Genomic DNA, 24,338 nt, shown 5'->3' with positions numbered 1-24,338 from the left:
CGATGAGCGGTTCTCGCGTGCCGACAAGCGGCCACCGCCCGGACGATGGGAGGATCATTCGGTGACGCTCGAAGCGCAGCGGGAGCGCATCCTCTCGGGCCGGATGTACAACGACCTCACCGATGAACTGGTGCAGGCTCGGCAGCGGGCCGTGCTGCTGACCACTGAGTACAACGACAGCTTCGGGCAGCCGCAGGAGCAGCGCGAGGCGATCCTGCGGCGACTGCTCCGCGCGGTTGGGCGGGAGTGCCATTTCGAGCCGATGTTCCGCTGCGAGTTCGGCTTCAACGTCAGCGTCGGCGACCACTTCTACGCCAACTTCGACTGTGTGATGCTGGACGGGGGTGGCATCACCATCGGTGATCATGTCCTTTTCGGCCCGCGCGTCGGCATCTACACCTCGAACCACGCCGTCGATGCTGCCGAACGGGCAGCCGGCGGGTGTTACGCCAAGCCGGTCACGATCGGCGACCACGTCTGGATCGGCGGCGGCGTCACCATCAACCAGGGCGTGGCTATCGGCGACAACACAATCATCGGTTCGGGGAGCGTGGTCACCCGCTCGATCCCGTCCGGTGTCATCGCCGTCGGATCGCCGGCCCGGGTGCTGCGCGAGATCACCGATGCCGACAAGACGGGTTACCGGCCTTGATGCACGCCGAGCTGGATGCGAAAGCTGCCGTCCCGGCACGGGCGCACCACTTCGACGGGGTTGAAAACGCGATGTCGGCCGTCGCTCTTCGCTGAGGTGCTGGGCGTCGTGCCGGCAGCCAGGGAAGGTGCCTGGTGGACCATGGTCATCGAGGGGCCATGGCCGGGTCCGGCCAGGATCTTGTGACCGAGGTCACCGATCGTTAGCATGGCGAGGCGTTGGAACGTTTCAATAGAGGGGACGCAGATGTTCCTGAAGCACGCCTCCCGTCCACGCGTGGCCACTCGGACGCTGGTCCTCGCGCTGACCGTCGCGCTCGCCGTAGTTCTCGAACTGCCCATCGCGTCGCAGAGCGGCGCCGCGCCCGGCAACGCCTTTCCGTCGGCGCTCACGGTCGGGCAGCGTTCCGGGCCGGCGGACGTCGACGACGTCGATGCGCCGCTCCTCGGCTGGCACGTTCCGACGGCACAACAGACCGCCTACCAGGTCCAGGTGGCGGAAACCTTCTCCGGCCTGAAATCCGGCAAGGACCTCGTGTGGGACTCCCGGAAGGTGACGTCCCCGCAGAGCACGAACGTCGCGTACGCCGGGCCGGCCCTCGACCGCGGCGAGCGCTACCACTGGCGGGTGCGGACGTGGGACGGCGCGGGGAAGGTGTCCCCGTGGTCGCAGCCGGCCGGCTTCGGCACCTCCCTCGGTGGTGACTGGGCGCAGAGCAACCCGATCTGGCTCGGCGATCCCGCGCCCCTGCAGTGGAGCGACTACACGATCGAGACGACGTTCTCGATCACCACGCAGAACGCGACCATCGTGTTCAACGCGCAGGACCCCAGCAACTACCTCATGTGGCAGCTCAGGGGGGACGGCGTCAACCAACTCGCGCCGCACCAGCGGGTCAACGGCACCTTCCAGGAGCTGAAGACGGTCCCGCTGGGCGTCGCGCTCCAACGCAACACCGACTATCGGCTGCGGATCGGGGTTTCAGACTCCACGGTCCGCACCTGGCTCGACGACCGACTCATCGACACCATGCAGAACGTGCGGTTCACGCGCGGCAGCATCGGGTTCCGCACCGGCGGCAGCGAGCGCAACAGCTGGGACAACCTGACGGTCACCGCAGCCGACGGGCGCAAGCTCTACGCCAACGACTTCGAGGCTTCCAGCTCCGACTTCGCGTGCGGCACGGTGGCCGGCGGGCGGCTGAACGTCGGCACCAGCCAGAACTGCGTCTACGGGCTCGGAAGCGCGGACTGGGCCTTCCTCCGCGGCGAGTTCAACACCGCTGACAAGGAGGTCGCCTGGGCGACCGTCTTCGCGACCGGCTCCTCGCCCGAGCCAGGCCGCCAGTACGTCTACAAGCTGTGGCTCAACGGCGACTTCGTCGGCCTGGGCCCCACGCGGTCCATCGCCGGTGAGATTCGGTACGACGGCTTCGACGTGACCGACCTGGTCCGGCAGGGCGGCGCCAATGCACTCGGCGCGCTCACGTGGACCACCAGCGACCGGCGCTTCCAGGCGCAGCTGGTCGTGGAGTACGCCGACGGCACGCGGCAGACGTTCGGCACCGGGGAGAACTGGACCACGCTCAACGGCTCCGGCGTCTACCCGTCGGCTGGCTCGATCGGCACGGGCTACTACACCGCGCCCAAGGAGAACGTCCAGGTGGCGGCGTACCCGACCGGCTTCGACGAGCCCGGCTTCGACGACTCCGCGTGGCAGCCGGCGGCGGCGAAGGCGCCGTACACCAAGCTGGTCGCCACCCCCACGGACAAGGTCCGGCAGCGGCTGGAGCACCCGGTCGAGGTCGTCGAGAAGGAGCCGGGCCACTACTTCGTGGACTACGGCCGGACCTGGCTCGGCGGCGTGAGCCTCGACCTGGACGGCAACACCGGCCAGGTCCTCGAGCTGCGCTTCGGCGAGGAGCTCTCCGCACCGCAGACCGTCCGCTACAACATGCGGACCGGCAACCAGTACCAGGACCGCTGGACGCTCGTCGACGGGCCGCAGCACGTCGAGACCTGGGGCATGCGGGTGTTCCGCTATCTCGAGGTGATCGGCGCGCCGGCCGGCCTGGGAGCCGAGGACTTCCCGGCCCTCGCGCAGGTCTACCCGTTCGACGTCGACAGTGCCGTCTTCGACTCCTCCGACGACGCCCTCGACAAGGTCTGGCGCCTGTCGCGCAACACCGTCGAAGCGGCCAACCACAACCTCTACGTCGACTCCTGGACCCGGGAGCGCGAACCGTACGAGGCCGACAGTTACCTGCAGATGATGGCCAACTTCTTCACCTCCCCGGACCCGTCCCTGGGCAACTACTCCATCGACTACCTGCTCACCCGGCGCACCTGGCCCACTGAGTGGCCGATGTACACGATCCTGGCGATGCACGACAGCTATCAGCAGACCGGCGACGTGGCGCAACTGGAGCGCAGGTACGACCAGCTACGGGAGAAGTTGCCCGACCAGTGGATCGAGGAGAGCACCGGCCTGATCCGCAAGAACACCGGATCCGATGGCTGCAGCAGCCGGACCGACTGCGACATCGTCGACTGGCCGGCGTCGGAGCGCGACGGCTTCGTCTTCCGGCCCTACAACACCGTCATCAACGCCATCGGCTACCGCAGCTTCATGGACATGGCGGAAATCGCGAAGGCGCTGGGCCGCGACGACGACGCCGTCTCCTTCAACGCTACGGGGGAGCGGATCCGCTCCGCGATGAACGAGCTGTTGTGGGACGACGCGAAGGGTGCCTACCGGGACGGCCTGAACGCCGACCGTACTCCGGTCGAGCACTGGGCGGTCCACGCCAGCGTCTTCGCCAGCGCGTTCGGCGTCCCCGACGCCGATCAGGCGGCGCGCGCCGCCGACTACATCGGCTCGCGCGGCATGCAGTGCAGCGTGTACTGCGCCGCGTTCCTCATCGAGTCGCTCTACAACGGCGACCGCTCCGACCTGGCCTACCAGTTGCTCACCAGCAGCGGCCGTCGCAGCTGGCTCAACATGATCGCCACCGGAGCGGGGGCCACGGCGGAGGCGTGGGACGCCTCCCTGAAGGCGAACATGACCTACTCCCACCCGTGGGCCGCGTCGCCGGCGTACAACATCCCGCAGGGCATGTTCGGCCTCCGGCCGACCACGCCCGGCTACGCAACATTCGACCTGCGTCCCCAGCCGCAGTCGGTCAGCTGGGCGAGCGTCACGCTGCCCACCCTGAAGGGCCGGATCGGCGCGGCGTTCCACACCCATGACGGTCGCACGGACGTCGGCGCACACGTGCCCGGCAACACGGTCGCGTCGGTCTTCGTCCCGGCCGGGGACGCGGCCACAGGTGTCGTGTACGTCGACGGCCGCGCGTGGCCCACGGTACGCGAGCGCGGGTACCTACGCGTCGACGGCGTCGCGAGCGGCTGCCATGTCTTCAGCACGGCCCCGGGCGGTGAGCCGAAGGACGACGAGCGCCTCACGTCCGTCTGCCACTGAACCCGCCGGTCGTCGGCGGGGACGGGCAACCGTCGGGTCCGCTCCCGCCGCATCGCGTGCGCTTCCTCGGTGCTGTGACGAGTCGCGACGCCGAGCGAGCGGGCCGAACTCCGATACGTACCGATATCAGCTGCAGCGCAGGTGCCGAACGCCAGACGCCTGGTGGGATCGTCGTAGCGACCCCACCAGGCGCGGCCGTTGCGGTCAGGGCTACCGGCCGCGGGTTCTTATGAGCGTTTCCACTGCTGGTTCGCGCCGCCGTTGCAGTACCACACGATGACGTTCGTGCCGTTGGCCGTGCCGCCGCCGTTCACATCGAGGCAGTAGCCGGTCTGCACGCTGGTGATCGTGCCGTTGCTGTTGATGTTCCACTGCTGGTTCGGCATTCCGTTGCAGTCCCAGACCTGGACCTGCGCGCCAGCGGTGGTACTGGCGCCAGTTACGTCGAGGCACAGCTTCCCGTACACCACCAGGGTCTTCGACGGAGTCTGCAGCCACAACTGGTTGGCGCTGCTCTTGCAGTCATAGATGAACAGCTTCGTGCCCCAGGTGGTCGAGGAGTTGGGCACGTCGAGGCAGCGGTTGGAGGCGACACCGCGGATGGGCGCGTTGAAGGTTCCGCCGCCGCCCCACGACCACTGCAGCCGGTTGACCCCGGAAGCGTTGTTGTTGATGAGGGTGTAATTGGGGCCGAGCCTGGTCATGCTGTAGCCGTCATTGGCGCGCAAGCCCGGCCAGTAGACCGAGCCCATGCCCAGCAAGCGAAGGTTGTCGCTGACGGCCTGGATGTAGGCGATGTAGGCGTTGCCGTTGTCCGGGCCGTTGTAGTTCAGCCCGCTCGTCATGGGCGCACCCCACTCGTCCAGAACGGTGCGAAAGGCGCACGAACCGATCCGGTTCCGGAAGTCGGTGGCCCAGGCCGCGTAGCTGGCCTCGGTCGGGTTCCAGAACCCGTAGAAGTGCAGCGAAAGGAAGGTTCCGGACAGCCGGCTGTCGGCGCACACGCTGGTGACGTTGTCGTTGTACCCGGTGCCGCTGACGAAGATCCGGTTCTTCGGGACCGACGGGTAGGTGCTGATCCACGAGGCGGCGACGTTCGCCCAGGCGCTCTGGGTGTACCCGTGGGGCTCGTTCATCGGCTCGAAGTGGACCAGACCGTTGCCGGCGTACTTGTTGACGACCGTGGTCCACATGTTCCAGAAGGCGGTGGTGTTGTCGATCAGCCCGTCCTTGTGGGCGGAACCCTCCCAGTAGCTGAGGATGACCTTGAAGCCCTTGGCGACGGCGGCATCGATGGCACCCGTGTACGGAGCCCAGCGAGGCCCGTTGACGGTGTACGGGTTGATCGGCAGCCGAACGGTGTTCGCGCCGAGGTTGGTCTCGAACGCTCCGATGATCGAGGTGGCCTTGGTGTACGTGGTGGCATAGTCGTCGGTTGCCGACACGCCCGAGAGAACGATCGGGTCCTCGGCGTAGTTGTCCCTGGGGTCGGCCCAGTTGACCCCCTTGAACTGACTCGTGTTCGCGAGCGCTGGGCTGCTCGCGCCCACCTCGACGACGACCATCGCGGCGAGCAGGGCGACGAGGGAAGCCACCGTGACGCCCTGTCGCGGAAAGCGGCGCAAGCCTCGCCAGAAAGCACGCATGCGCAACATGGACAGCCCCTTCCAGGCACGTGGGTGGCTGCGCGATAGGGCCGCAGGCGACGAGCAGCGCCGCCCGCGCAGAAACCCGGACAATGTTGCAGGAAACAAATCGACAGGAGTCGAAGTGTCCGCCAATTCCCCGTCAACGCGGGCGGAAACGGCTCCGGCGTTGTGCTTGCTGGGCGGCTTCCTCGCGGTCGTCGCAAGACCCGGCTGGTCGGGTGAGGGGGTTCGGCCATACTGGTCCGCCATGGACCTGGACGAGTATCAGCGCGGCGCCCTCCGTACTGCCGCTGCGCGTGACAAGAGGAACGAACTGCTCCATCTGGTGCTCGGGCTGGTCGGCGAATCGGGTGAGATCGCCGAAAAGTTCAAGAAGTGGGTCCGAGACCTCGACAGCGACGAGTCGCGGATCGACCGTGCCGACATCGCCAAGGAACTCGGTGACGTGCTCTGGTACGTGGCGGTGCTCGCCGACTACCTCGATCTGTCGCTGGACGCCATCGCTGCGGCCAACCTGGCCAAGCTGGCCAGCCGCCAGGACCGTGGCGTGCTGGGTGGCAGCGGCGACAACCGCTGAGCCAGGGGTTTGCCCATGTGGTTGTGAAGCCGTGTCCGGGTGAGAGCCGTTTCGGGGGCCGGTAGCGGGTCTTGTTGCGGAGCGTCCCGTACAGGACGCCGCACCGGCAGCGGGCCAGGCAGAACGCCGACGCAGCCACCACCGCCTCCGGCCCTGCGCCGAGCTCGGGCGAGGCCACGTCGGGCATGCGCGCCCAGCTGACGGCGAGCGCCGCGGCGTCGCCGAGCGCGCACGCCACCGGAATCCACAACGGCAGCATCAGCCGGTCGTACTCGGTCGCCACAGGATGGGCTACCAGCATCGCCACGCCGGTCAGCCCGGTGAAGATCCACAATGCGGCGACCGAGGGCATCCGGCGTACGAGAACCACCACGGCGAACACCAGCGCGACGACTGCCTCCGGATGGGGGACCTGAGCGGCTCCCTGCTCCGCCCAGAAGGCGATGTTCCGGTCGATCAGCCAGCTCACCAGGTGGGCGATGTCGGGACGCGCGAAATGAGTGGTCGCGAAGTCCTGGATCGTCTCGTTGAGCCCCGGCAGGCTCAGGACCACGCTGAGGACCTGCCAGGCGACAACGGCGAGCAGGCCCACGCCGCCGGTCGCCAGCGCGGGCCGACGCTGCGGCGTCCGCACGAGGAGCGCCACCGTGCTCGCTCCGACCAGCGTCAGCGCCATCGCCATGCCACTTGCCGATCTGACCGCGAACAGCCACACCAGCGCGACCGCCACGGTCGACAGGCCGAGCTTCGTACGACCGCGCCACGTCACCATGACACCGGTGATCACGGCCAGGTAGCCGGCCAGCACCCCGCTCTCGGTGAGCAGACGGGTCATCCAGAATCCGGGCGGCAGCACGAACAGCAGGCCCGCCGCGAGTACACCCGCCAGCCGTAGCCCGGTCGCCATCCAGACCGCCAGGTAGGCCAGCACCGCGGCGGCGATGGCCAGCAGCATCGTGGCGGCCACCATGCCGGTCCAGGCGCCGAGCACCGCCACGAATGGCGCGGCGAACAGGGGATAACCCGGCCGGCTGTCGAAGATCCCAATGTATCGCGGCGAGATCTCGTCGCTTTGATACTCCTTGCAGGAGGGCCCGATGCCGCGCTCCCGCTGTGAGCGGTTGATGTCACGGCACACCTGGCGGGCCGCCTCGATCCGGGCCTCGTCGGGGCTCTTCCCGGTGAAGATGAGCGCCTGACGCATGTACCACATGCTGTCGCCGGAGCTGGAGATCCGCCTAGCCTCGTACCGGGCCAGGAACAGCAGCGACGCGATCACCAGCACGAGCAGGAGCCACGCGGTCTCCACGACACCGCGCCGCCGGCGCCCACTCTTCTCAACCCGGTTCACCGCGCGGGACCTCTCGCTTGTGCCACGCACAGGAGACGGAGTAACACCGCACCGAGGTTGCTCGTCCTGCTCGGGAGGCCGATGAGCGTCGTGGACTCGACGCGCTCGTGGCGGGGTGCTGTCGTTCGGTCCGGCGATCGTTCGACGACCGGGCGTCGCTGGTGCGACTGATCACCGGCGAGGCGACCCGGCGTGCCGGCATCGATGCCAGGGCGCGGTACGGTTCGACAACTGTGGACGGACAGGACGCGCCGCGTCAGGCAGCGTTCGCCCGTGTTCGCACCGCGATGCGATCAGACCTGCCAGGATGGGCCGCATGTCTTCTGACCTTGAGCACTCGTCCCGGCCTGCCGGCCAGGCTCTGGCCAACGACTACGACAGCTTCGCCGAGGCGTACGCGGCCGAGACCGAGTCCAACCTCATCAACGGCTACCACCTCCCGCACCCGGTGCCCGCGAGGCGTTCCCCGACCTCGTGACCTCCCCCTCGGGGTACATCCTGTGCTTCCTGTCTTCGTCCTCGAGGCAGCCTAGTGCGACAGCGCGCAACGCCCCGGGATACCGGCCTTCGCCGCCGACCCGGCTAACCGCTGACGGCTGCGGGGGTGGTGTGGCCGGGCTACCGGCGCACACCACCCCGCCTCGGGTTCGAAGGAAGGTGTGCTCAGGTCACTTGGTGTCGATCGCGGTGAGGGTGAACGGGACCGCGGCGCCCAGCCACAGCTGGGTGAGGACGTAGCGGGTTCCGCTGGGAATCGTGCCGGACTCGTCCGCGGACGAGGAGGCCGCCGCGCCCAGCAGGGTGCATGACTCGTCGTAGAAGTACAGGTCGAAGTCGTACGGGGCAATGCTGTCGCTTTGCACGTGCGCCTCGTGGGCGCCGTCGCCGAAGCTGTCCGGCAGCTGCGTGACCCAGCCGTCCGCGCCCTGCGCCGGTGCCGCCGGCACGGCACAGGTCGTCTTGAACGCCGTGGCGGTGATGCCGGTGGCGTCGTCGGCCGTCCCGGTGGACGGGTTACCGGTGGCGATCACGCCGGTGTCGGTCACCGGCGCGTCCGGCGGTGACGGGGGCAGCGGCTCGACTCCGGTGGCGGTGGGGGAGAAGACCTGCAGCTCGGCGGTCTGCACGTCCGTCTTGGTTTCGCCGAGCGCGGTGTCGGCCCAGAACCGCACGTACTGCGCCTGTACCGGCTTCGGCAGGGTGAACTGCTTGTAGTGCAGGTCGGGCGCGGTCGGCCGAGGCGCCTGGTAGGTGAAGGCGTCTGCCTTGGTCAGGGCGGTCTGCCAGTTCGCCCCGTCGGTGGAGGTCTGCAGGGTGAACCCGCGCAGTCCCTCGAATCGGGCGGTGGCGAAGGCGCTGACCTGGATCGACGAGATCTGGGCCGGGGCGGCCAGTTTGATCACGGCGTTCCCGGTTCCCGGGGTGGTCCTCCAGGTGCTGGCCTCGGTGTCGTCGATCAGGCGGGCGGCGCCGGTCGTGGTGGTGGACACGATGGTGGCGCCGTTGGCGGCGGAGGCCAGGTTGGGTGCCAGGGCGAACCGCAACGCCGAGATCCGGCCGGCGGTGACCTTGATGTTCGGGAAGGTCCGGGCGCCGAAGCCCTCGGCCGCGATCGTCACCGAGTAGGTGGCGGCGGTGACCGGCGCGGAGAACCTGCCGTCGGCGGACGAGGTGCGCAGGGGCGTGACCCTGGCTTCGAACACGCCGAGCATGATGCGGGCGCCGGGGATGGGCTTGCCGGTGGCCGCGTTGACGACGGTGCCGGTCAGGGTGCCGTTGCGGGCTGGGTTCGGGTGTTCGTAGGAGGGGGTGGGGTCGGTGTCGTCGCCGCCGTCGCTGGTGGCGTGCAGTCCCAGGCCGCGTTTGGCGAAGGCGCCGTAGACGACGTCCACGAGTGCGGCGTAGTCGGAGCGGCTGTGGTGACGGTTGTCCAGGGCGGTGCGGAGGGCGTCGCGCATGTCGATGAACGACGGGTCGGCCGGGGACAGTGGCATCGCGTCGGTGACCAACCGTGCGGCGATCTCACCGCCAGTGGCCTCCCCGTACCGGGCGACGAGGGCCTTGCGCATGTCCCACAGGATGGTGGTCCAGATCTCCCCGTCGGAGTGGACCTCGGGGCCGCCGAGGTCGTAGCCGACGTCGCCGTAGCCGGTGGGGTTCTGGTCGTAGCTCCAGTTGCGGATGCCGCGTTCGGTGTTGCCGGTGGCGTGCTGGCCGACCACGGCGGTGGTGGCGAGCGTGTTGCCGTAGAGGTAGTTGAGGGCGTACCAGTCGCCCCAGCCCTCGCCCATCGAGCCGGACTGGTGGGTGTTGAGGGCGTTGTCCTCGCCGCTGACGTACCGGTTGGACAGCCCGTGCGCGTATTCGTGCTCAATGACGGAGGCGTCGAAGTTGCCGTCCGAGTACGGCCCTTCGAAGGTGTCGTTGACCGGCTCCCACAGGAACATGCCGCTCCAGGCGGGGATGCCGTCGGGGAGGGTGAGCATGTAGGCGTTGTCCCGGCCGGTGTAGGTGGGTGCGCCGCCGGTGGCCGCCCCGGCGTGGACCAGACCCAGCACAGGGTCGCCACCCTGCCCGCCGTTGCCGCCGTTGTTGACCTGGAAATTGCCTGCGGACTCGGTGAAGCCCAGCGCCCGAAGCTCGTCGTGGATGCGGTTGTGGTGCCAGAACAGGTTGGTCGCCGCCGGATCGAGATCCTGGACGTAGGCCGGCGGCACGGACTGGCCCTTGCTGCGGGCCCAGTTCGCGGTGTACGCGTAGTTGAACTGCCCGGTGAGGCTCACCGGCCGCGGCCCCTGGTCGGCGGGGACCAGGAAGTTCGAGTAGTTGGCGTAGGTGTTGGCGTTGTTGCCGAGCGTCGTCGGGCCCGCCAGGCCCGCCAGCCCGGACGGGTCGACGTAACCCGAGGAAGACTGGGCGGTCGGCCCGAACGATTTGACCACCGGAGCGCCGCCGGCCGGGGCACCCGGGTAGTTCTCGTACACGGTGCCTTCGGCGTCGTGCGCCACCAGGGACGCCTGGTACAGCGTTTCCCCGGTCGCCGCGTCGACGACGATGTCCCACGCCTGGTCGAGGGCCTTGATGAACAGCACCCGGTAGGCGGGCCGGGCGCCGTCCCGGGTCGGGAACGCCGCCTTCTGCACGTAGGACTCGCCGGCGAACGGTCCCTTGGCGAACATCTGGAAGCCGGCGCGGTTGCCGACCGGCACAGCCGTGTAGGACACCCCGGGGGCGAGCTTGCCGGCCACGCCCTCCAGCGCTCCTGTCGCGGAGAGCTTGTGCGTGGCCAGCAGCGCACCGCTACGGGCGGAATTGCCGGCGTAGGAGAGAACCTTGCCGTCGCTGGTCACCGCCACGCCGAGGCGGCCACCACGCACCGCCGGCAGGCCGGCGTACGTCTGTGCGAAGTTCACCACGTGCGTGCCGGTACCGACGAGTTCGTGGTCGCGTACGACAGCGAGCGACGCGACGTCCGCCGCCGTGAGGCCGAACGCGTCACGGTTGGCGTCGATGAACGACCGGGCCACCGAGGCGGGATCACCCGACCTGGGCCCGGTGAGCCAGCCGCCATCCTTGCGGATCGTCCGAGGCGTGCCGAACCGCCCGTCCCAGCTGACCCGCGTACGGGCGCCCGCAGCGGCGACCAACTCGCGCGCCGCAATGACCTGCCCGTCCGTGGGCAGCACGGACTGGCCCGCACGCCGGACATCAAGCCTGCCGACCCCCGGCGAGCCGACGTCAACGACGGCCGAGGCGACAGCAGGACTGAGTGTGAGAACCAAGGCGAATGCCGTCCCGACCGCGAACGGTCGACGAATACCCATCGAGACTCCTCTGCGGGTCGGTACCTGCCTGCGCCCGTGCCGGTGCCGACTGTCTGTCGTACAAGACATCGGCGGTGACACCTGCGCCGCAACAACCGAGGTGCAGAGGGGATGTTTGTGTGACGGGAGTGGTGATCGCGACCGAGGCACCTGCGGGTAGGTCGGCCAGGCCTACCCCACCGTTCGGGATGTTCGGATCGACGTGCTGGCGGCGCTTGCCCGCGGGAGCCCGCACAACCCTGATGCCGGCTTGATCCTGTCAAGTCCGCTCAGCATCGACATCGACCTCCGCCCCAATGCCGCGTCTGCTGTCGACATTGGGGCGGAGGTCGATGCTGAAACACTTGAGCTGGCGGCTGCGAGCAATGAAACGCCTGCCGGTCAGTATGACGCGGGTGGGATGCTCTGCTCGTACTGGAAGACGTTGTGGGGGTCGTACTTCGCTTTGATCTTGCGCAGGCGGTTGAACTTGGATCCCCAGTAGGCCGTTTCCCAGTCCGCCATTCCAATGTTCGGGACGTTGACGTAGGCGCCGTTCACGTAGGGCCGTAGTGCCTGGCTGAACTCGGCGATCCAGGCCTGGGCGATCGGCGTGATGGCGTCGCCACTGTTTGGCACTCCACGAGTGCCCCAGCCGGCACCGGGCTCGGAATAGAAGAGCGCGTTGCGATGCGGAAACGCCGAGCCGCCGCGGGGTTCGCTCGTTTGCGCCCCGGTGCCGAAGGCCTGGGTGAAGAAGTTGCTGTCATCTGTGGGGGCATCTTCCATGAATGCGCGGATCACGCTGATCGCCTTGCTCGGGAACGGCTTGCTGGTGAACTGCGAGAAGAACTTCGAGTCCGCGGGCTCGTTCTCGGTCGGTATCTGGAATCCGGCATATATGTCGCCCCAGCGCCCGGTCTGCACGGTGACATTGGGCTTGCCAAGTGACAGGATCGGGGCCAGCAGTTGCTTTACCTGTGCCTCCGATCCGTCCGCGAGAACCCCGAACAGCAGGATCTGGGGTTTGTGGATCTCGAGCTGGGTGCCGAGGCGGTTGTCGGCGAACGGTGCCGTGCGCTGCCATGTGTCGAAGACCCCGTGCAGGTCGTCGAGGCCTTCCCAGGTTGCTTGCAGGTAGGCCACACTTTTCAGTGGAGTCACCTTGTAGGTGAGTGAGGTGACGATCCCGAAGTTGCCGTCTCCCGCTCCGCGCAGCGCCCAGAGCAGGTCCGAGTGGTTCTTCAGGTCTACCTCGATCGCCCTGGCGCCGTCGGCCCCCCACAGGACGACAATCTCCGCCCCTATCAGGTTGTCGCAGGCCATGCCGAGGTAGCGGGTGAGGAAGCCGAAGCCGCCACCGAGAGTCGCACTGGACAAGCCGACGCTTCCCTCCGTTCCAGTCGTCACCGCAAAGTCCTGGTTCCCGAGGGTGGTCACCGCCTCCAACTGGCTGAGCCCAGCACCGACTGTTGCGGTGCGAGTGGCAGGGGCGATCCGGGCCGACTTCAGCTCGCTGACGTCGATCACGATGCCGTTGTCTACGTTCGACCAGCCCTCGAGGCTGTGGCGGCCGCTCCGCACCCGCAGCGCGACGTCGTTCTGCCGCGCCCACGTGAGGGCGTTGACCACGTCCTGGGTCTGCTGGGCGAAGACGATGACCAGCGGATAGTGAACGAACAGCTCGTCCCAGCCGAGGCTCGCACTCGCGTACCCGGGGTCCTGTGGACGGACGATGCGGCCGGTCAGCTTCGCCGGCGGGGATTTCGCGCTGTAGGACGAGCCCGAGCCGTCGGCCGCAAAGCCCGGGGTGCCTCCGGCGGCAACGCCCGGGTAGCCGACCGCGCCGGCGCCAACGACCGCGCCGGCGCCCACGGCTGCCGTCGTCTTGAGCAGTTCGCGACGAGAAAGGTCGCCATGGTCCGTCTCCTCTCGATCGGGTTACCCAAAACTCGACTAACGTGACCTTCAACCACTAACCAGCCCAAACCCAACGTATAGGGACGACTTCTCCGGCGATCTGAGGTTTACTCTCAGAACCCGGTCGGGTGATGTTGGCCCGCCGCTTGACTGGTTCGACAACGACGACCCGGCGGTGATGGGCGTGGTTCGGTGTGACCAGGCGGTCGTGGGTGTAGGTCGTGAGGCAGCCGTGGACGATTCCGACGAGGCGGTTGCCGGATCTGGCGTAGTACCGCGTTGTGGCTGACGTCGCGGGCGCGGAGTTCGTTGCAAGAGGCGCGCCGGCGATCGTCCCTGTTCGGATGAGCGGTGGTTGGCAGGTCAGATGGTGATCACGACTTTCGCCCGGGCGTGTTCACCTTCGAGGTACCGGATGGCTTGGGGCACCTCGTGGAGCGGATAGGTCCGGTCGATGACCGGGGTGAGGCGGCCGGCCTCGGCGTGGGCGCGGAGCGTGTCGAGGTGTTGCCGGCTGGGTGCCGTGGAGAGTGTGACGATGCGATGTCGAACGAAGGGTGCCAGCAGCCGTCCACGCGTGATGAGCCAGACCGGTCCGATGAGACTGCCGCCGCGGTACACGCCGCCGCCGGAGAGCACCAGCGTCCCGGCTGGGGTCAGCACCCGCCGTAGGGCGCGGAGCGTGCGGTTGCCGACCAGGTCGAACACGACGTCGTGGCGGCGGGCGTCGTGGGTGAAGTCGTCTCGGGTGTAGTCAACGACGTGATCGGCGCCGAGGGAGCGGACCAGGTTGACGTTGCGGGTGCTGCACACCCCGGTCACGGTCGCGCCGAGCGCCTTGGCCAGTTGGACGGCCAGGGTGCCGACGCCGCCGGAGGCGCCGTTGATGAGGACGCGGTGGCGGGGCTCGACCTGCGCGACGTCGCGCAGTCCCATGAGCGCGGTGATACCGGCCAGCGGCAGGGCGGCCGCCTGCTGCGGCGTCAGGTTCGCCGGCTTCGGCGCGACGAGGTTCTCGGGCACGCACACGTACTCGGCGAACGCGCCGTTGGCTTCGCCGAGGTCGCCGAAGACGGTGTCGCCCGGGCGCACCTGTCGAACGTGGGTGCCGACGGCCTCGACCCGGCCGGCGAAGTCGCGGCCACGGATGCGTGCTCGGGGCTTTGATCGGCCCATGGCCAGCCGTGCCATCCGTGGATCGCCACGCATGGCATGCCAGTCGTACGCGTTGAGCGCGGCGGCCTCGACCCGTACGAGCACCTCGTCGGCGGCGGGCACCGGCGCGTCGACGTCCGCGAGCCTCAGGATCTCCGGCGGGCCGTATCGGTCCTGGACGATCGCTTTCATTTCCCCTCCCTCAGGTGTACGGCGTACACCCCCATGACAGTAGGCTAGGTGTACGCCGTACACCTGTCAAGGCGGTTATGGTTCAACCGTCGCCGGAAGACGAGGACCGAGATGGTTGAGCAGGCTGAAACGCTGCGCCGGACGCCGCTGAGCAGGGACCGGATCCTGCGCGCCGCCGTCGCGCTCGCCGACGAGGCCGGGATCGAGTCCCTCAGCATGCGCAACCTCGCCCAGGATCTGGGCGTCGTGCCGATGGCTCTCTACAAGCACGTGGCCAACAAGGACGAGTTGCTCGACGGCATGATCGACGTGGTCGTCGGCGAGATCGATCCGTTGATGCCCGACGCTGACTGGAAGCACAGGGTTCGCCGGCGCATCCTCTCGGCGCGGCAGGTGCTGCAGCGCCACCCCTGGGCGCCGCTCGCGATCGAGTCGCGGAACATGGCGACGCCGGCCATCCTCGCCTACCTCGACTCGATGGTCGGGACGTTCCGGGCCGGCGGGTTCTCCGCCGACCTCGCCCACCACGTGATGCACGCGATGGGCAGCCGGATTCTGGGCTTCAGCCAGGAGTTGTTCGACGCCTCCAGGCGCGCCGGGCGGTCCGGCACGGCCAACCCGGACCCGCCGGCTGCGCTACCACCGGAGGTCGCGGCCCGGTTTCCGCACCTCGCGGAGATCGCCACAGCGGCGTCCCACGACGACGCCTCGGTCGTGGGGCAGGGCTGCGACGACCAGTTCGAGTTCGAGTTCGCGCTGGACCTGCTGCTGGACGGCATCGAACGGCTCCAACAGCAAGGCTGGACGTCGTCGCGCCGCCCCCGGTGAGGCGGTCAGGCTGGGCGCGTAGCGATCCGGCGTAAGTCTGTGAACCCATTCGTCAGCTTCGAAGAGTCTACAAAGGGGCCGCATTCCCAGGCGTTGACGCGGTGTTACTCCGCGGGCGATCCCGCGCGAAGCTGTCACGCACAGTGAGTGCCTCTTGACACATCCAAGGCCTTGTGTGAATGTGCGCAGATAGCCGGGGAGTCGCGCACTAACGGTCGTCAGCGCGGAGGCTGGCGTGCCGTCTTCGAGAGGAGACACATGCCTAGCAGACGAACGCTCCTATCGGGACGGCCTGCCGTCACGGTCCGGGTGCGCGCGCGGCGGAGGGGAATGCCCGCACGGCTCGGCGCGTTCTTCGCCGCTGCGAGCGTCGCGGTTGCGACCACATTGCCCATCTCTCTCGCAACTGCGGCTCCGGCAGCCGCAGCGGCAGTCCCACTGCCGGCGATCTGGCCGCCGCCCCAGTCCGTCGAGGACAAGAAGAACCTGGTTCCGGTCACGCCCAACGCTGCGCTCGTGACGGGTGCGAAGACCGATCCTTCGGCGGTCGCCGTGGTCAACCAAGTGCTGACCGAGGCGGGTGTCACGAAGGTGCGGACCGTGTCCGACAAGGATCCGGCCCCGGACGCCGGGATCGTCCTCTACATCGGCGGGCCGAGCGAGAACTCCGCCTCCGACGGGGCCCTCCAAAAGATCGGCATCGCCGACGACGCCACCGGCCTGCCCCGCGACGGCTATGTCCTGGGCATCGGCAAGGGTAGCGACGGTAAAGCGAGGGTGGTCCTGGACGGAGTCGACCCGACCGGTACGTTCTACGCCGCGCAGACGCTGCGTCAGCTCCTTTTGCCGCACTCCGGTCGGGACGTGTTTCCTGCCGTTGCCATCCGAGACTGGCCGGCCATGCCACTGCGTGGGGTGATCGAGGGTTTCTACGGGCGGCCGTGGTCGCAGCAGGACCGGCTGAGCCAGCTGGAGTTCTACGGCCGTACCAAGCAGAACATCTACGTCTACTCGCCGAAGGACGACCCCTACCTGCGGGAACAGTGGCGCCAGGCGTACCCGCCGGACAAGCTCGGCCCGATTCAGCAACTCGTGGCGACGGCGACGAGCAATCACGTCGAGTTCACCTATGCGCTCTCGCCTGGGCTGTCCGTCTGTTACAGCTCTGACAGCGACCAGCGAGCACTGGTGGACAAGTTCCAGTCGCTGTGGAACATCGGAGTGCGTTCGTTCGCGATTCCGTTGGACGACATCAGCTACACAACATGGAACTGCGCCGAGGATGCGGCCAGGTTCGGCACGGGCGGCGGCGCGGCGGGCGCGGCGCAGGCGTTCCTTCTCAACCGGGTGCAGCACGAGTTCATCGCCACCCACCCCGGCGCCGAGAGGCTGCAAATGGTGCCGACGGAGTACTACGACGTCAGCGACTCGCCCTACAAGACCGCTCTCCGTACCAAGCTCGACCCGGCGGTGATCGTCGAGTGGACCGGTGTAGGGGTGGTGGCTCCGGTAATCACCACCGCCCAGGCCAAGAGCGCGCGCGATGTCTTCGACCACGACATCCTGGTGTGGGACAACTACCCGGTCAACGACTACGTGACCAACCGGCTGCTGCTCGGCCCGTACGTCGGGCGCGAGCCCGGCATCGGGCAGCATCTCGTCGGTGTGACGGCCAACCCGATGGTTCAGGCCGAGGCGTCGAAGATCGCGGAGTTCACGTCCGGTGCCTTCCTCTGGAACCCGGCGGCGTACGACGCGGCGCGGGCGTGGGAGGCGGCGCTGCAGGACATCGGTGGTCCGGCATGGCCGGCGCTGAAGGTCTTCGCCGAGAGCAACTACTCCTCCAACATTGATCCGATCGAGTCGCCGACCCTCAAACCGATGATCGACGCGTTCTGGTCGGCCTATGAGCGCGGCGAAGGACTCAAGAGTGCGGCAGCCAGGATCGAGGACTACTTCGGCCAGATGGCGGGCAGCCCGGCCGCGCTCCGTACCGGGCTGCGGAACCAGGCGTTCCTGGACGAGGTCAAGCCGTGGCTGGACAAGCTCGGCCGCTACGGTCAGGCGGGCCAGCACGCCGTGCGGATGCTGCTGGCACAGCGGGCAGGCGACGGCAACACGGCGTGGGCCGAGCGCCAGGCGTTCAACACGGCGCGGGCCCAGGCCGATGCGATCAGTCAGAGCATTGCGCCGGGAGTGCTGCCTCCGTTCCTCGAACGGGCCGCGTCAGCAAGTGACCGCTGGCTCGGGGCGACCGGCGGAGGGGCGAGGGGCACGACCTCGATGGGGCAGTGGCAGGCCAACTCGCCGGGCAACATGGTCGACGGGGACCTCACCACGTTCTACTGGAGCGACCGGGCCGCGGCCTCCGGCGCCTACGTGGGCGTCGACCTCGGGTCGGTTCAGCAGGTCAGCACGATCGACCTCTACATGAGCAAGCCGACCAGCCCGACGGACTACATCCGCCGGGGCACGCTGGAGTTCTCCACCGACGGATCCACCTGGACCGCCATCGGCACCTACACCGACCAGCCGGAGATTCACGCCAGCGTCCCCCCAGGGACCAAGGCGAGGTATGTCCGGATGCGCGCGACGGCGGCACAGGACACCTGGGTGGTGGTCCGGGAGTTCCAGGTGGCCGTGGTTGGTGGCACCAAGCTGACGGCGACCGGCACTCCGCCGCCAGCCACCGGATCCAGCCTGGCGAAGGCCGTCGACGGTGACGTCGGGACCCCGTATGTCGCGGACCGGGCACCGCAGCCCGGCGAGTCCCTCCAGGTCAGCATCTCGCCGGCCCGTCCCGTCGACCAGGTGGTGGTCCTCCAGTCCGGCGCCCCGGCGGCAGCTGCGGTCCAGGTGCGCGCCGCCGACGGCACCTGGTCCACCATCGGCGTCCTGTCCGGTGGCTACACGCAGCTCGACGCGGCAGGCGTGAAGACCGACGCGATTCGGCTCGCCTGGCAGGACGCCTCCGCCGCACCGCGGATCAACGAGCTGATTCCATGGTTTGCCGACACTCCGGTCGTTGATCTTTCCCTCGACCCGGCGATGGTTGACGTCGAGGCGGGCGGGCAGCCCGCGAGGACGACAGCACACCTGATGCCGGCCCGCGTTGCGGACCTCACCGGCACCCTGACCGTCACCGCACCGGAGGGGATCTCCGCGCGACCGGCGAGCCAGCCGACCACGATCTTCCGTGGCCAGGACACGGCTGTCCCCGTGGCCGTCACCGTCCCGGCTGGCACGCCGACGGGGACGTACGACGTTCGGGTGACCTTCAGCCCAGCGAGTGGTGATCCGGTCAGCGCGGTGCTGACGGTCCACGTCTATCCGAAGACCGGTGACACCAACGCCGCGCTGGCCACGAACGGTGGCACCGCCTCGGCGTCAACCACCGAACAGAACCTCCCACAGTTCACCCCCGATCATGGAATCGACGGTGATCTCACGACCCGCTGGTCGTCCAACCACGCGGACAACGAGTGGCTGCTGGTGGAACTCGCGAAGCCGCAGCGGATCGGCAGGGTCGTGCTGCGCTGGGAGACGGCCTACGGCCGGGCGTATCGGATCGAGACCTCTGCCGACGGCACGACCTGGACGACCGTGGCGGCCGTGACCGCGGGTGACGGCGGGACAGATACCCTGCGCTTCGATGCGCCGGCGGCGAAGTTCGTCCGGATTCAGGGTGTTCTGCGCGGCACGGGATACGGCTATTCGCTGTATGAGATGGAGGTCTACCCGGTCGCGCCGTAGCGGAGGTTGCCCGAGACGTAGCGGTGGTGGGCCGGCTGCCAGCCCTACCAGCTTCAGCAGGCCGTAGCTCAGACCGGAGGCGAAGCTGTCGCCGCCGTCATCAGGCGGTGCCGCTGAACAGCCCGTAGACGTACCTCCCATGAGCTGTTCTCCGGTGTCCTTCCTCGGCCCCACTATCCTGAGCGGGTGATCAGCAAGGTGCGGGTGGCGATGGCGGCCGTCGCGGTCGGGGCAGCATTGGCCGGGTGCGCCACCGAAGGCCGCCCGGCGGCCGAGTGGAAGCCCCCAGCCGCCACGACGTCGAACGCCACGGCATCGCCGAGTGGCACCGAGCCGGGCGTGGCCCCGCCGGTCGAGCTGCGGCTGGCTTTCGCGGGCGACGTGCACTTCACGGGCCGTACGCTGCGTCTGCTCGACGAACCGCAGGCGGCATTCGGTCGCATCGCCGCGGTGCTACGCGACGCCGACCTCACCCTGGTCAACCTTGAGACGGCGGTGACGAACCGCGGCACGCCGCAGCCCAAACGCTATCAATTCCGATCGCCGGAGACCGCGTACTCGGCGCTTCGCGGGGCGGGGATCGACGCGGTGTCGATCGCCAACAACCACACCCTTGACTACGGCCAGGTGGGGCTGTTGGACACCCTCGACGCGGCGGCGGACGCGGACTTCCCGGTGTTCGGCGCGGGGCGCGACGCCGACGCGGCGTATGCACCCTGGCTGAGCACCGTGAAGGGCGTGCGGATCGCGGTGCTGGGGATGTCGCAGGTGCACGAGCTGGCCGCGCAGTGGAAAGCGACGGAATCCCGGCCGGGAATCGCGATGGCGTTCGACGAGGCCCGGGCCACCGCCGCGCTGCAGGCAGCCCGCCAGCAGGCTGACCTGGTGATCGTCTTCATGCACTGGGGCGTCGAGGGCAACTCCTGCCCAACCGGGGAGATGAAGACGTTCGCCCGCCAGATGGCCGCCGCCGGAGCGGACATCGTGGTCGGAACCCACGCGCACACCCTGCTCGCCGACGGTTGGCTCGGTAGGACCTACGTGCACTACGGGCTCGGCAACTTCCTCTGGTACAGCGGGTCGCACAGCACCGACTCGGGGGTCCTGCGGCTGACCGTGAGTGCGCGGATGGTGACGCGCACCGAGTTCCTGCCAGCGACGGTCTCGGGCACCGGGCAGCCCGTGCTCGTGTCCGGCGCGGCCCGCGAGCGGATCGAGGACAAGATCGCCACGGCACAGCGGTGCACCGGCCTCACGACGAAGCGGCCTTGACACCGTCACCGCGACTGCTCCATCGACTGCCCGGCGGGGACAACGCCGGGCCGGCCGTTTGGCAGCTGCCCGGCTCGGGCGCTCAGCAGGCCGAGCGCCGCCCGCGTGGTGGCGACAGCAAATCTGCGAACGCGCGCAGGGGTGGGGTGACGGCCGAGGCGCGTGGATATTGTGGTGCGCGGCGACGACCAGTCGCCGCCGCTTGCTCGCCGAGAAGAGGTGTCTGTGATGGCCGATGCGCCGATCTTGGTGCTTGGGGCGACCGGCGGTCAGGGCAGCGCCGTTATCGAGGCGTTGTTGGGCCGCGGGGCCCGGGTGCGGGCGTTGGTGCGCGACCCGAAGCGGGGTGCGGCTCGCCGGTTGGCCGACCGGGGTGTCGAGGTGGTCGCAGGTTCGCTGGACGACCGCAGCTCGCTGGCCGCGGCGATGGCGGGCACCGGGGCTACCTTCGCGCTCACGACTCCATTCGAGGCGGGCGTGGATGCCGAGGTGGCCCAGGGGCGGGCGATCTTGGCAGCGGCCGGCGAAGCCCGGCTGCCGCATCTGGTGTTCAGTTCCGTGGCCGGCGCGGATCAGGGAAGCGGGGTGCCGCACTTCGACAGCAAGGCGCGCATCGAATCCGAGCTGGCTGCTGGTGACGTCCCCTACACGATCTTGGGGCCGACGTACTTCTTCGACAACGCCCTCGGCGGGGCGGATCGCATTCGCAGTGGGGTGCTCGATCTGCCGCTGCCGGCGGATCGGCCGCTGCAGCAGCTTGCCCGCACCGACCTCGGCGTCTTCGCCGCGCAGGTACTTCTCAACCCCGCCCCCTATGTCGGGCGGCGCATCGAGCTGGCCAGCGATGCCCCTACCCCCGCCCAGATGACGACCGCGCTGAGCGCGGCGCTGGGACGGGAAGTGCACCACGAGAGGGTGCCGCTGGCCGAGATCGGCAATCCGGACATGCACGCGATGTGGGCGTTCTTGAATGGGCCGGGTTACCAGGTCGACATCGCCACGCTGCATGCCGCCTACCCCGAGGTTGGTTGGACCAGCTTCGCCGATTGGGCCCACCACACGTTCGGATCCGTTCGGTAAACGCTCCCAGGCGCCTTCGCTGGTCCGGCATGCTGCCGGCGGCCCGCTACCGGAGCGTGCTCCCAGCGTCGTATCCGTCCGGGGTGACCAGGCCGTTCTGGTAGGCGAAGACCACCAGCTGGGCCCGGTCCCGCGCGCCGACCTTGACCATCGCCCGCGAGACGTGGGTCTTCGCGGTGAGCGTACTGACCACCAGGCGGGTAGCGATGTCATCGTTGCTCAGGCCAGCCGCGACGAGTTGCACCACCTCCCGTTCCCGGGCGGTGAGCAGGGCCAACTCCGGTGGCGCCGGCCTCGGCCTGACGGCCGGCTGATCCGCCCCGACCGAGCGTCTGATCACCGCTCGGGTGACGCTGGGCGACAGCAACGCGTCGCCGCGGGCAACCACGCGTACCGCCTGCACCAGCTCGTCCGGGTCGGTGTCCTTGACCAGGAAGCCGCTGGCCCCGGAGCGGAGGGCGGCGAACACGTCGTCCTCCTCGGCGAAGGTGGTCAGTACCAGCACCCGTACGCCGGACAGTTGGGCGTCGCCGGTGATCCGGCGGGTCGCGGTGACCCCGTCCACATCGGGCATCCGGATGTCCATGAGCACCACGTCCGGGCGGAGCTCCCGGGCCAGCGCCACCGCCGTACCGCCGTTGCCGGCCTCGCCCACCACATCGATATCGGGTACGCCCTCCAGCAGCGCCCGGAACCCCGCCCGCACCAGGGCCTGGTCGTCGACGAGCAGCACCCGGATCACCGCGCCCCACCTTTCAGCGTCTCCCGGGCCGGCGGCGTCCCCTCCGGCGCACTCCGGGGCAGAATCGCCCGGACCTGGAAACCCCCGCCCGGCTGCGGCCCCGCCTCGAACCGGCCGCTCAGTGCCTCGGCGCGTTCCCGCATCCCGGTCAACCCCCGCCCGCCGGCCGGCGTCCCGCCGGCACCGGCGCCCACCCCGTCGTCGCGTACCTCCACACACAGTGAGTCCGGCACCGTTCGCAGCAGCACCTTGGCACGAGCGGCCGCCCCGGCGTGCCGCAGCACGTTGGTCAGCGACTCCTGCACGATCCGGTACGCCACCTCGTCTAGCGCTGCGGGCAACCGCTCGCCGGACAGATCGCTGGTCAGCTCGACCGGCAAACCCGCCGCCTGTACTGCGGCCAGCAACTCGGGCAGCCGGTGCAGTCCCGTGTCCCGCTCCGCTTGCCCGCGCCCGCGCAGGTCCGGCCCCGCCGAGCCCGGCCTGCCGTCGGAGCGCAGCTGGCCGAGGGTCGCCCGCATCTCGGCCAGCGCCGCCTTGCCGGTGCCCCGAATGCTCACCAACGCCTCCCGAGCCCGCTCCGGCTCTGCGTCCAGCAGCCGCAGCGCGGCAGCGGACTGGACGGTAATGGTGGCGATCGCGTGCCCCACCGTGTCATGCAGGTCACGGGCGATCCGCAGCCGTTCCTCGGTGACCAGGCGCCGCGCCTCCAACTCGCGCTCCCGTGCTGCCTGGTCCAGCCGGTACCGCACCTCCGCGGTGTGCGCGGCCCGGCTGCGCATCAACGCGGCGAGCAGCATCGCCACCGCCAGCGTCGCGGCCTGCGGCAGGAACGCGGCGAGTAGTTCCAGTGGCGGCATCTCCCGGTGCACGATCAGCACGACCGCACCGACGGCCAGGAAGAACACCGGTACCGGCACCGCCCACCACAGGCGCCCGGCGCGGGCCGCGTCGTACAGCGGTACCGCGAGCACCACGGCCGGCGGGAAGCCCGGATAGTTGAGGGCGTAGAACAGCAGCAGCACCGCTGAGACTGCGTACAGCACGGCGGTCGGGTACCGCCGGCGCAGCAGCAGCGGTACCGCCATCGCCACTCCGAGCAGGTACGCGAACCGGTCCCGGTCGACCGAGCCGTCCTCGTTGCCGGTCGCTATCGCAATCTCGGCGGCGACCAGCACCGCGAGCGCGATTCCGGCGTCCACCATCCACCGCCGCAGCACTGGCCCGCCCGTCAACACGCGCTCACCGTATGCGCCCGCACGCTCGATCCGCCATGGGCCATCGCGCCGACGAGGATCGCAAACCCCTGTTCACGCTGCGGTGAGGCCCGCCCAACCCGGATGGGCGTCATCGCAGCGTCGCCCTGAAGAAATCGACCACCAGGTCGGTCACCTCCTGCGTCGATGGTCGCTGTCCGGGGGTGGCCAGGGTGTGCCCGGTGCCGGCGACCTCGACGAACTGTGCCGGCACGCCGGCGGTGCGCAGCCGCTCGGCGAACCGGACGGACTGGCGCGGCGCGACGTCCTCGTCCTGCCTGCCATGCAGGATCAAGAACGGCGGCGCGTTGCCAGTGACGTGGTTGATCGGGCTGGCCGAGTGGCGGGTAGCCGTGGAGGTACCGATACCGGCCCAGAGCAGGAACCGGATGAACGGCGGCGCGTCGGCGAAGTCATTGAGGTCGGTGGGGCCGAACATGTCCACCACGGCCTGGACCGCGCTGGACTGCTCGGCGTACGGGCCGGTCCCGTCCTGCCGGCCGGTCAGACCCAGCATCGACGAGAGCCAACCACCGCCACTGGCACCCCATGCACCGATGCGGGATGGGTCGATACCGAGGTCGGCGGCGTGGGCCCGGGGTCAAGCCCCTGGAAGTGGTGTAACGGC

Annotated in this window: 14 protein-coding genes and 1 pseudogene; 8 read left to right on the top strand and 7 right to left on the bottom strand. The window is 69.0% G+C overall.

Features of this window, described 5'->3' with window-relative positions:
- The first annotated feature begins 61 nt into the window (after positions 1–61).
- Both A6A27_RS25315 and A6A27_RS25310 read left to right on the top strand, forming a co-directional pair.
- The gene (locus A6A27_RS25315) at positions 62–652 is read left to right on the top strand and encodes a sugar O-acetyltransferase (RefSeq protein WP_073837153.1); all 591 of its coding nucleotides are present in this window, start codon (positions 62–64) and stop codon (positions 650–652) included.
- 276 nt (positions 653–928) lie between these two features.
- Entirely contained in the window at positions 929–4,132 is a 3,204-nt protein-coding gene (locus A6A27_RS25310) for a family 78 glycoside hydrolase catalytic domain (RefSeq protein WP_158074042.1), read from the top strand.
- Positions 4,133–4,359: 227 nt separating this feature from the next.
- Here the strand turns inward: A6A27_RS25310 and A6A27_RS25305 are convergent, their stop codons facing one another.
- Positions 4,360–6,030 (bottom strand): ricin-type beta-trefoil lectin domain protein, encoded by a 1,671-nt coding sequence (locus tag A6A27_RS25305; RefSeq protein WP_241825445.1) that lies wholly within the window; start codon positions 6,028–6,030, stop codon positions 4,360–4,362.
- On the opposite strand from A6A27_RS25305, the gene A6A27_RS25300 reads away from it, so the two are divergent.
- Positions 6,029–6,358, top strand: coding sequence for a nucleoside triphosphate pyrophosphohydrolase family protein (locus A6A27_RS25300; RefSeq protein ID WP_073837151.1), 330 nt, complete (start codon positions 6,029–6,031; stop codon positions 6,356–6,358). The two genes, A6A27_RS25305 and A6A27_RS25300, sit on opposite strands and share 2 nt — an antisense overlap.
- A 1,667-nt stretch (positions 6,359–8,025) precedes the next feature.
- Positions 8,026–8,187, top strand: coding sequence for a hypothetical protein (locus A6A27_RS45135; protein WP_198940441.1), 162 nt, complete (start codon positions 8,026–8,028; stop codon positions 8,185–8,187).
- 190 nt (positions 8,188–8,377) lie between these two features.
- Here the strand turns inward: A6A27_RS45135 and A6A27_RS25285 are convergent, their stop codons facing one another.
- The 3 genes from A6A27_RS25285 to A6A27_RS25275 form a co-directional block, all read right to left on the bottom strand.
- Positions 8,378–11,533: a M36 family metallopeptidase gene (locus A6A27_RS25285; RefSeq protein WP_083672840.1), complete on the bottom strand. Its 3,156-nt coding sequence runs from the start codon at positions 11,531–11,533 to the stop codon at positions 8,378–8,380.
- A gap of 381 nt (positions 11,534–11,914) precedes the next feature.
- The gene (locus tag A6A27_RS47180; protein WP_338013308.1) at positions 11,915–13,387 is read right to left on the bottom strand and encodes an FAD-binding oxidoreductase; all 1,473 of its coding nucleotides are present in this window, start codon (positions 13,385–13,387) and stop codon (positions 11,915–11,917) included.
- A 408-nt stretch (positions 13,388–13,795) separates the two neighbouring features.
- A complete protein-coding gene (locus A6A27_RS25275) occupies positions 13,796–14,779 on the bottom strand; it encodes an NAD(P)-dependent alcohol dehydrogenase (protein WP_073837147.1) in 984 nt (327 codons plus the stop codon).
- Between the two features lie 111 nt (positions 14,780–14,890).
- Between A6A27_RS25275 and A6A27_RS25270 the strand changes: the two genes are divergently transcribed.
- The 4 genes from A6A27_RS25270 to A6A27_RS25255 all read left to right on the top strand — a co-directional run bounded on the left by A6A27_RS25270 (position 14,891) and on the right by A6A27_RS25255 (position 21,712).
- Positions 14,891–15,607 (top strand): TetR/AcrR family transcriptional regulator, encoded by a 717-nt coding sequence (locus tag A6A27_RS25270; RefSeq protein WP_073837146.1) that lies wholly within the window; start codon positions 14,891–14,893, stop codon positions 15,605–15,607.
- Between the two features lie 258 nt (positions 15,608–15,865).
- Entirely contained in the window at positions 15,866–19,360 is a 3,495-nt protein-coding gene (locus A6A27_RS25265) for a beta-N-acetylglucosaminidase domain-containing protein (protein WP_338013307.1), read from the top strand.
- A 186-nt stretch (positions 19,361–19,546) separates the two neighbouring features.
- Positions 19,547–20,632: a CapA family protein gene (locus A6A27_RS25260; RefSeq protein WP_241825444.1), complete on the top strand. Its 1,086-nt coding sequence runs from the start codon at positions 19,547–19,549 to the stop codon at positions 20,630–20,632.
- Between the two features lie 162 nt (positions 20,633–20,794).
- A complete protein-coding gene (locus A6A27_RS25255; protein WP_241825443.1) occupies positions 20,795–21,712 on the top strand; it encodes an NmrA/HSCARG family protein in 918 nt (305 codons plus the stop codon).
- 46 nt (positions 21,713–21,758) lie between these two features.
- Here A6A27_RS25255 and A6A27_RS25250 read toward each other — a convergent pair whose 3' ends face one another.
- From A6A27_RS25250 to A6A27_RS25240, 3 genes and pseudogenes are all read right to left on the bottom strand, one after another.
- A complete protein-coding gene (locus A6A27_RS25250; RefSeq protein ID WP_073837144.1) occupies positions 21,759–22,454 on the bottom strand; it encodes a response regulator in 696 nt (231 codons plus the stop codon).
- A complete protein-coding gene (locus A6A27_RS25245) occupies positions 22,451–23,692 on the bottom strand; it encodes a sensor histidine kinase (protein WP_143194150.1) in 1,242 nt (413 codons plus the stop codon). Before A6A27_RS25245 ends, A6A27_RS25250 begins: the two co-directional genes overlap by 4 nt.
- Before the next feature lie 109 nt (positions 23,693–23,801).
- Positions 23,802–24,296, bottom strand: a pseudogene (locus tag A6A27_RS25240) (prolyl oligopeptidase family serine peptidase); the annotation flags it as partial.
- Positions 24,297–24,338 lie beyond the last annotated feature (42 nt).

Source organism: Micromonospora sp. CB01531 (genome assembly GCF_001905095.1).
Lineage (GTDB): Bacteria > Actinomycetota > Actinomycetes > Mycobacteriales > Micromonosporaceae > Micromonospora.
The sequence above is the reverse complement of the archived record's forward strand: the minus strand, read 5'-3'. Positions and strand labels throughout refer to the sequence as shown.

Excerpts from the sequence above, each read along its gene's own strand:
- A6A27_RS25285 (WP_083672840.1), bottom strand. The coding sequence starts at position 11,533 with ATGGGTATTCGTCGACCGTTCGCGGTCGGGACGGCATTCGCCTTGGTT.
- A6A27_RS25300 (WP_073837151.1), top strand. The coding sequence starts at position 6,029 with ATGGACCTGGACGAGTATCAGCGCGGCGCCCTCCGTACTGCCGCTGCG.
- A6A27_RS45135 (WP_198940441.1), top strand. The coding sequence starts at position 8,026 with ATGTCTTCTGACCTTGAGCACTCGTCCCGGCCTGCCGGCCAGGCTCTG.
- A6A27_RS25305 (WP_241825445.1), bottom strand. The coding sequence starts at position 6,030 with ATGGCGGACCAGTATGGCCGAACCCCCTCACCCGACCAGCCGGGTCTT.
- A6A27_RS25275 (WP_073837147.1), bottom strand. The coding sequence starts at position 14,779 with ATGAAAGCGATCGTCCAGGACCGATACGGCCCGCCGGAGATCCTGAGG.
- A6A27_RS25270 (WP_073837146.1), top strand. The coding sequence starts at position 14,891 with ATGGTTGAGCAGGCTGAAACGCTGCGCCGGACGCCGCTGAGCAGGGAC.
- A6A27_RS25265 (WP_338013307.1), top strand. The coding sequence starts at position 15,866 with ATGCCTAGCAGACGAACGCTCCTATCGGGACGGCCTGCCGTCACGGTC.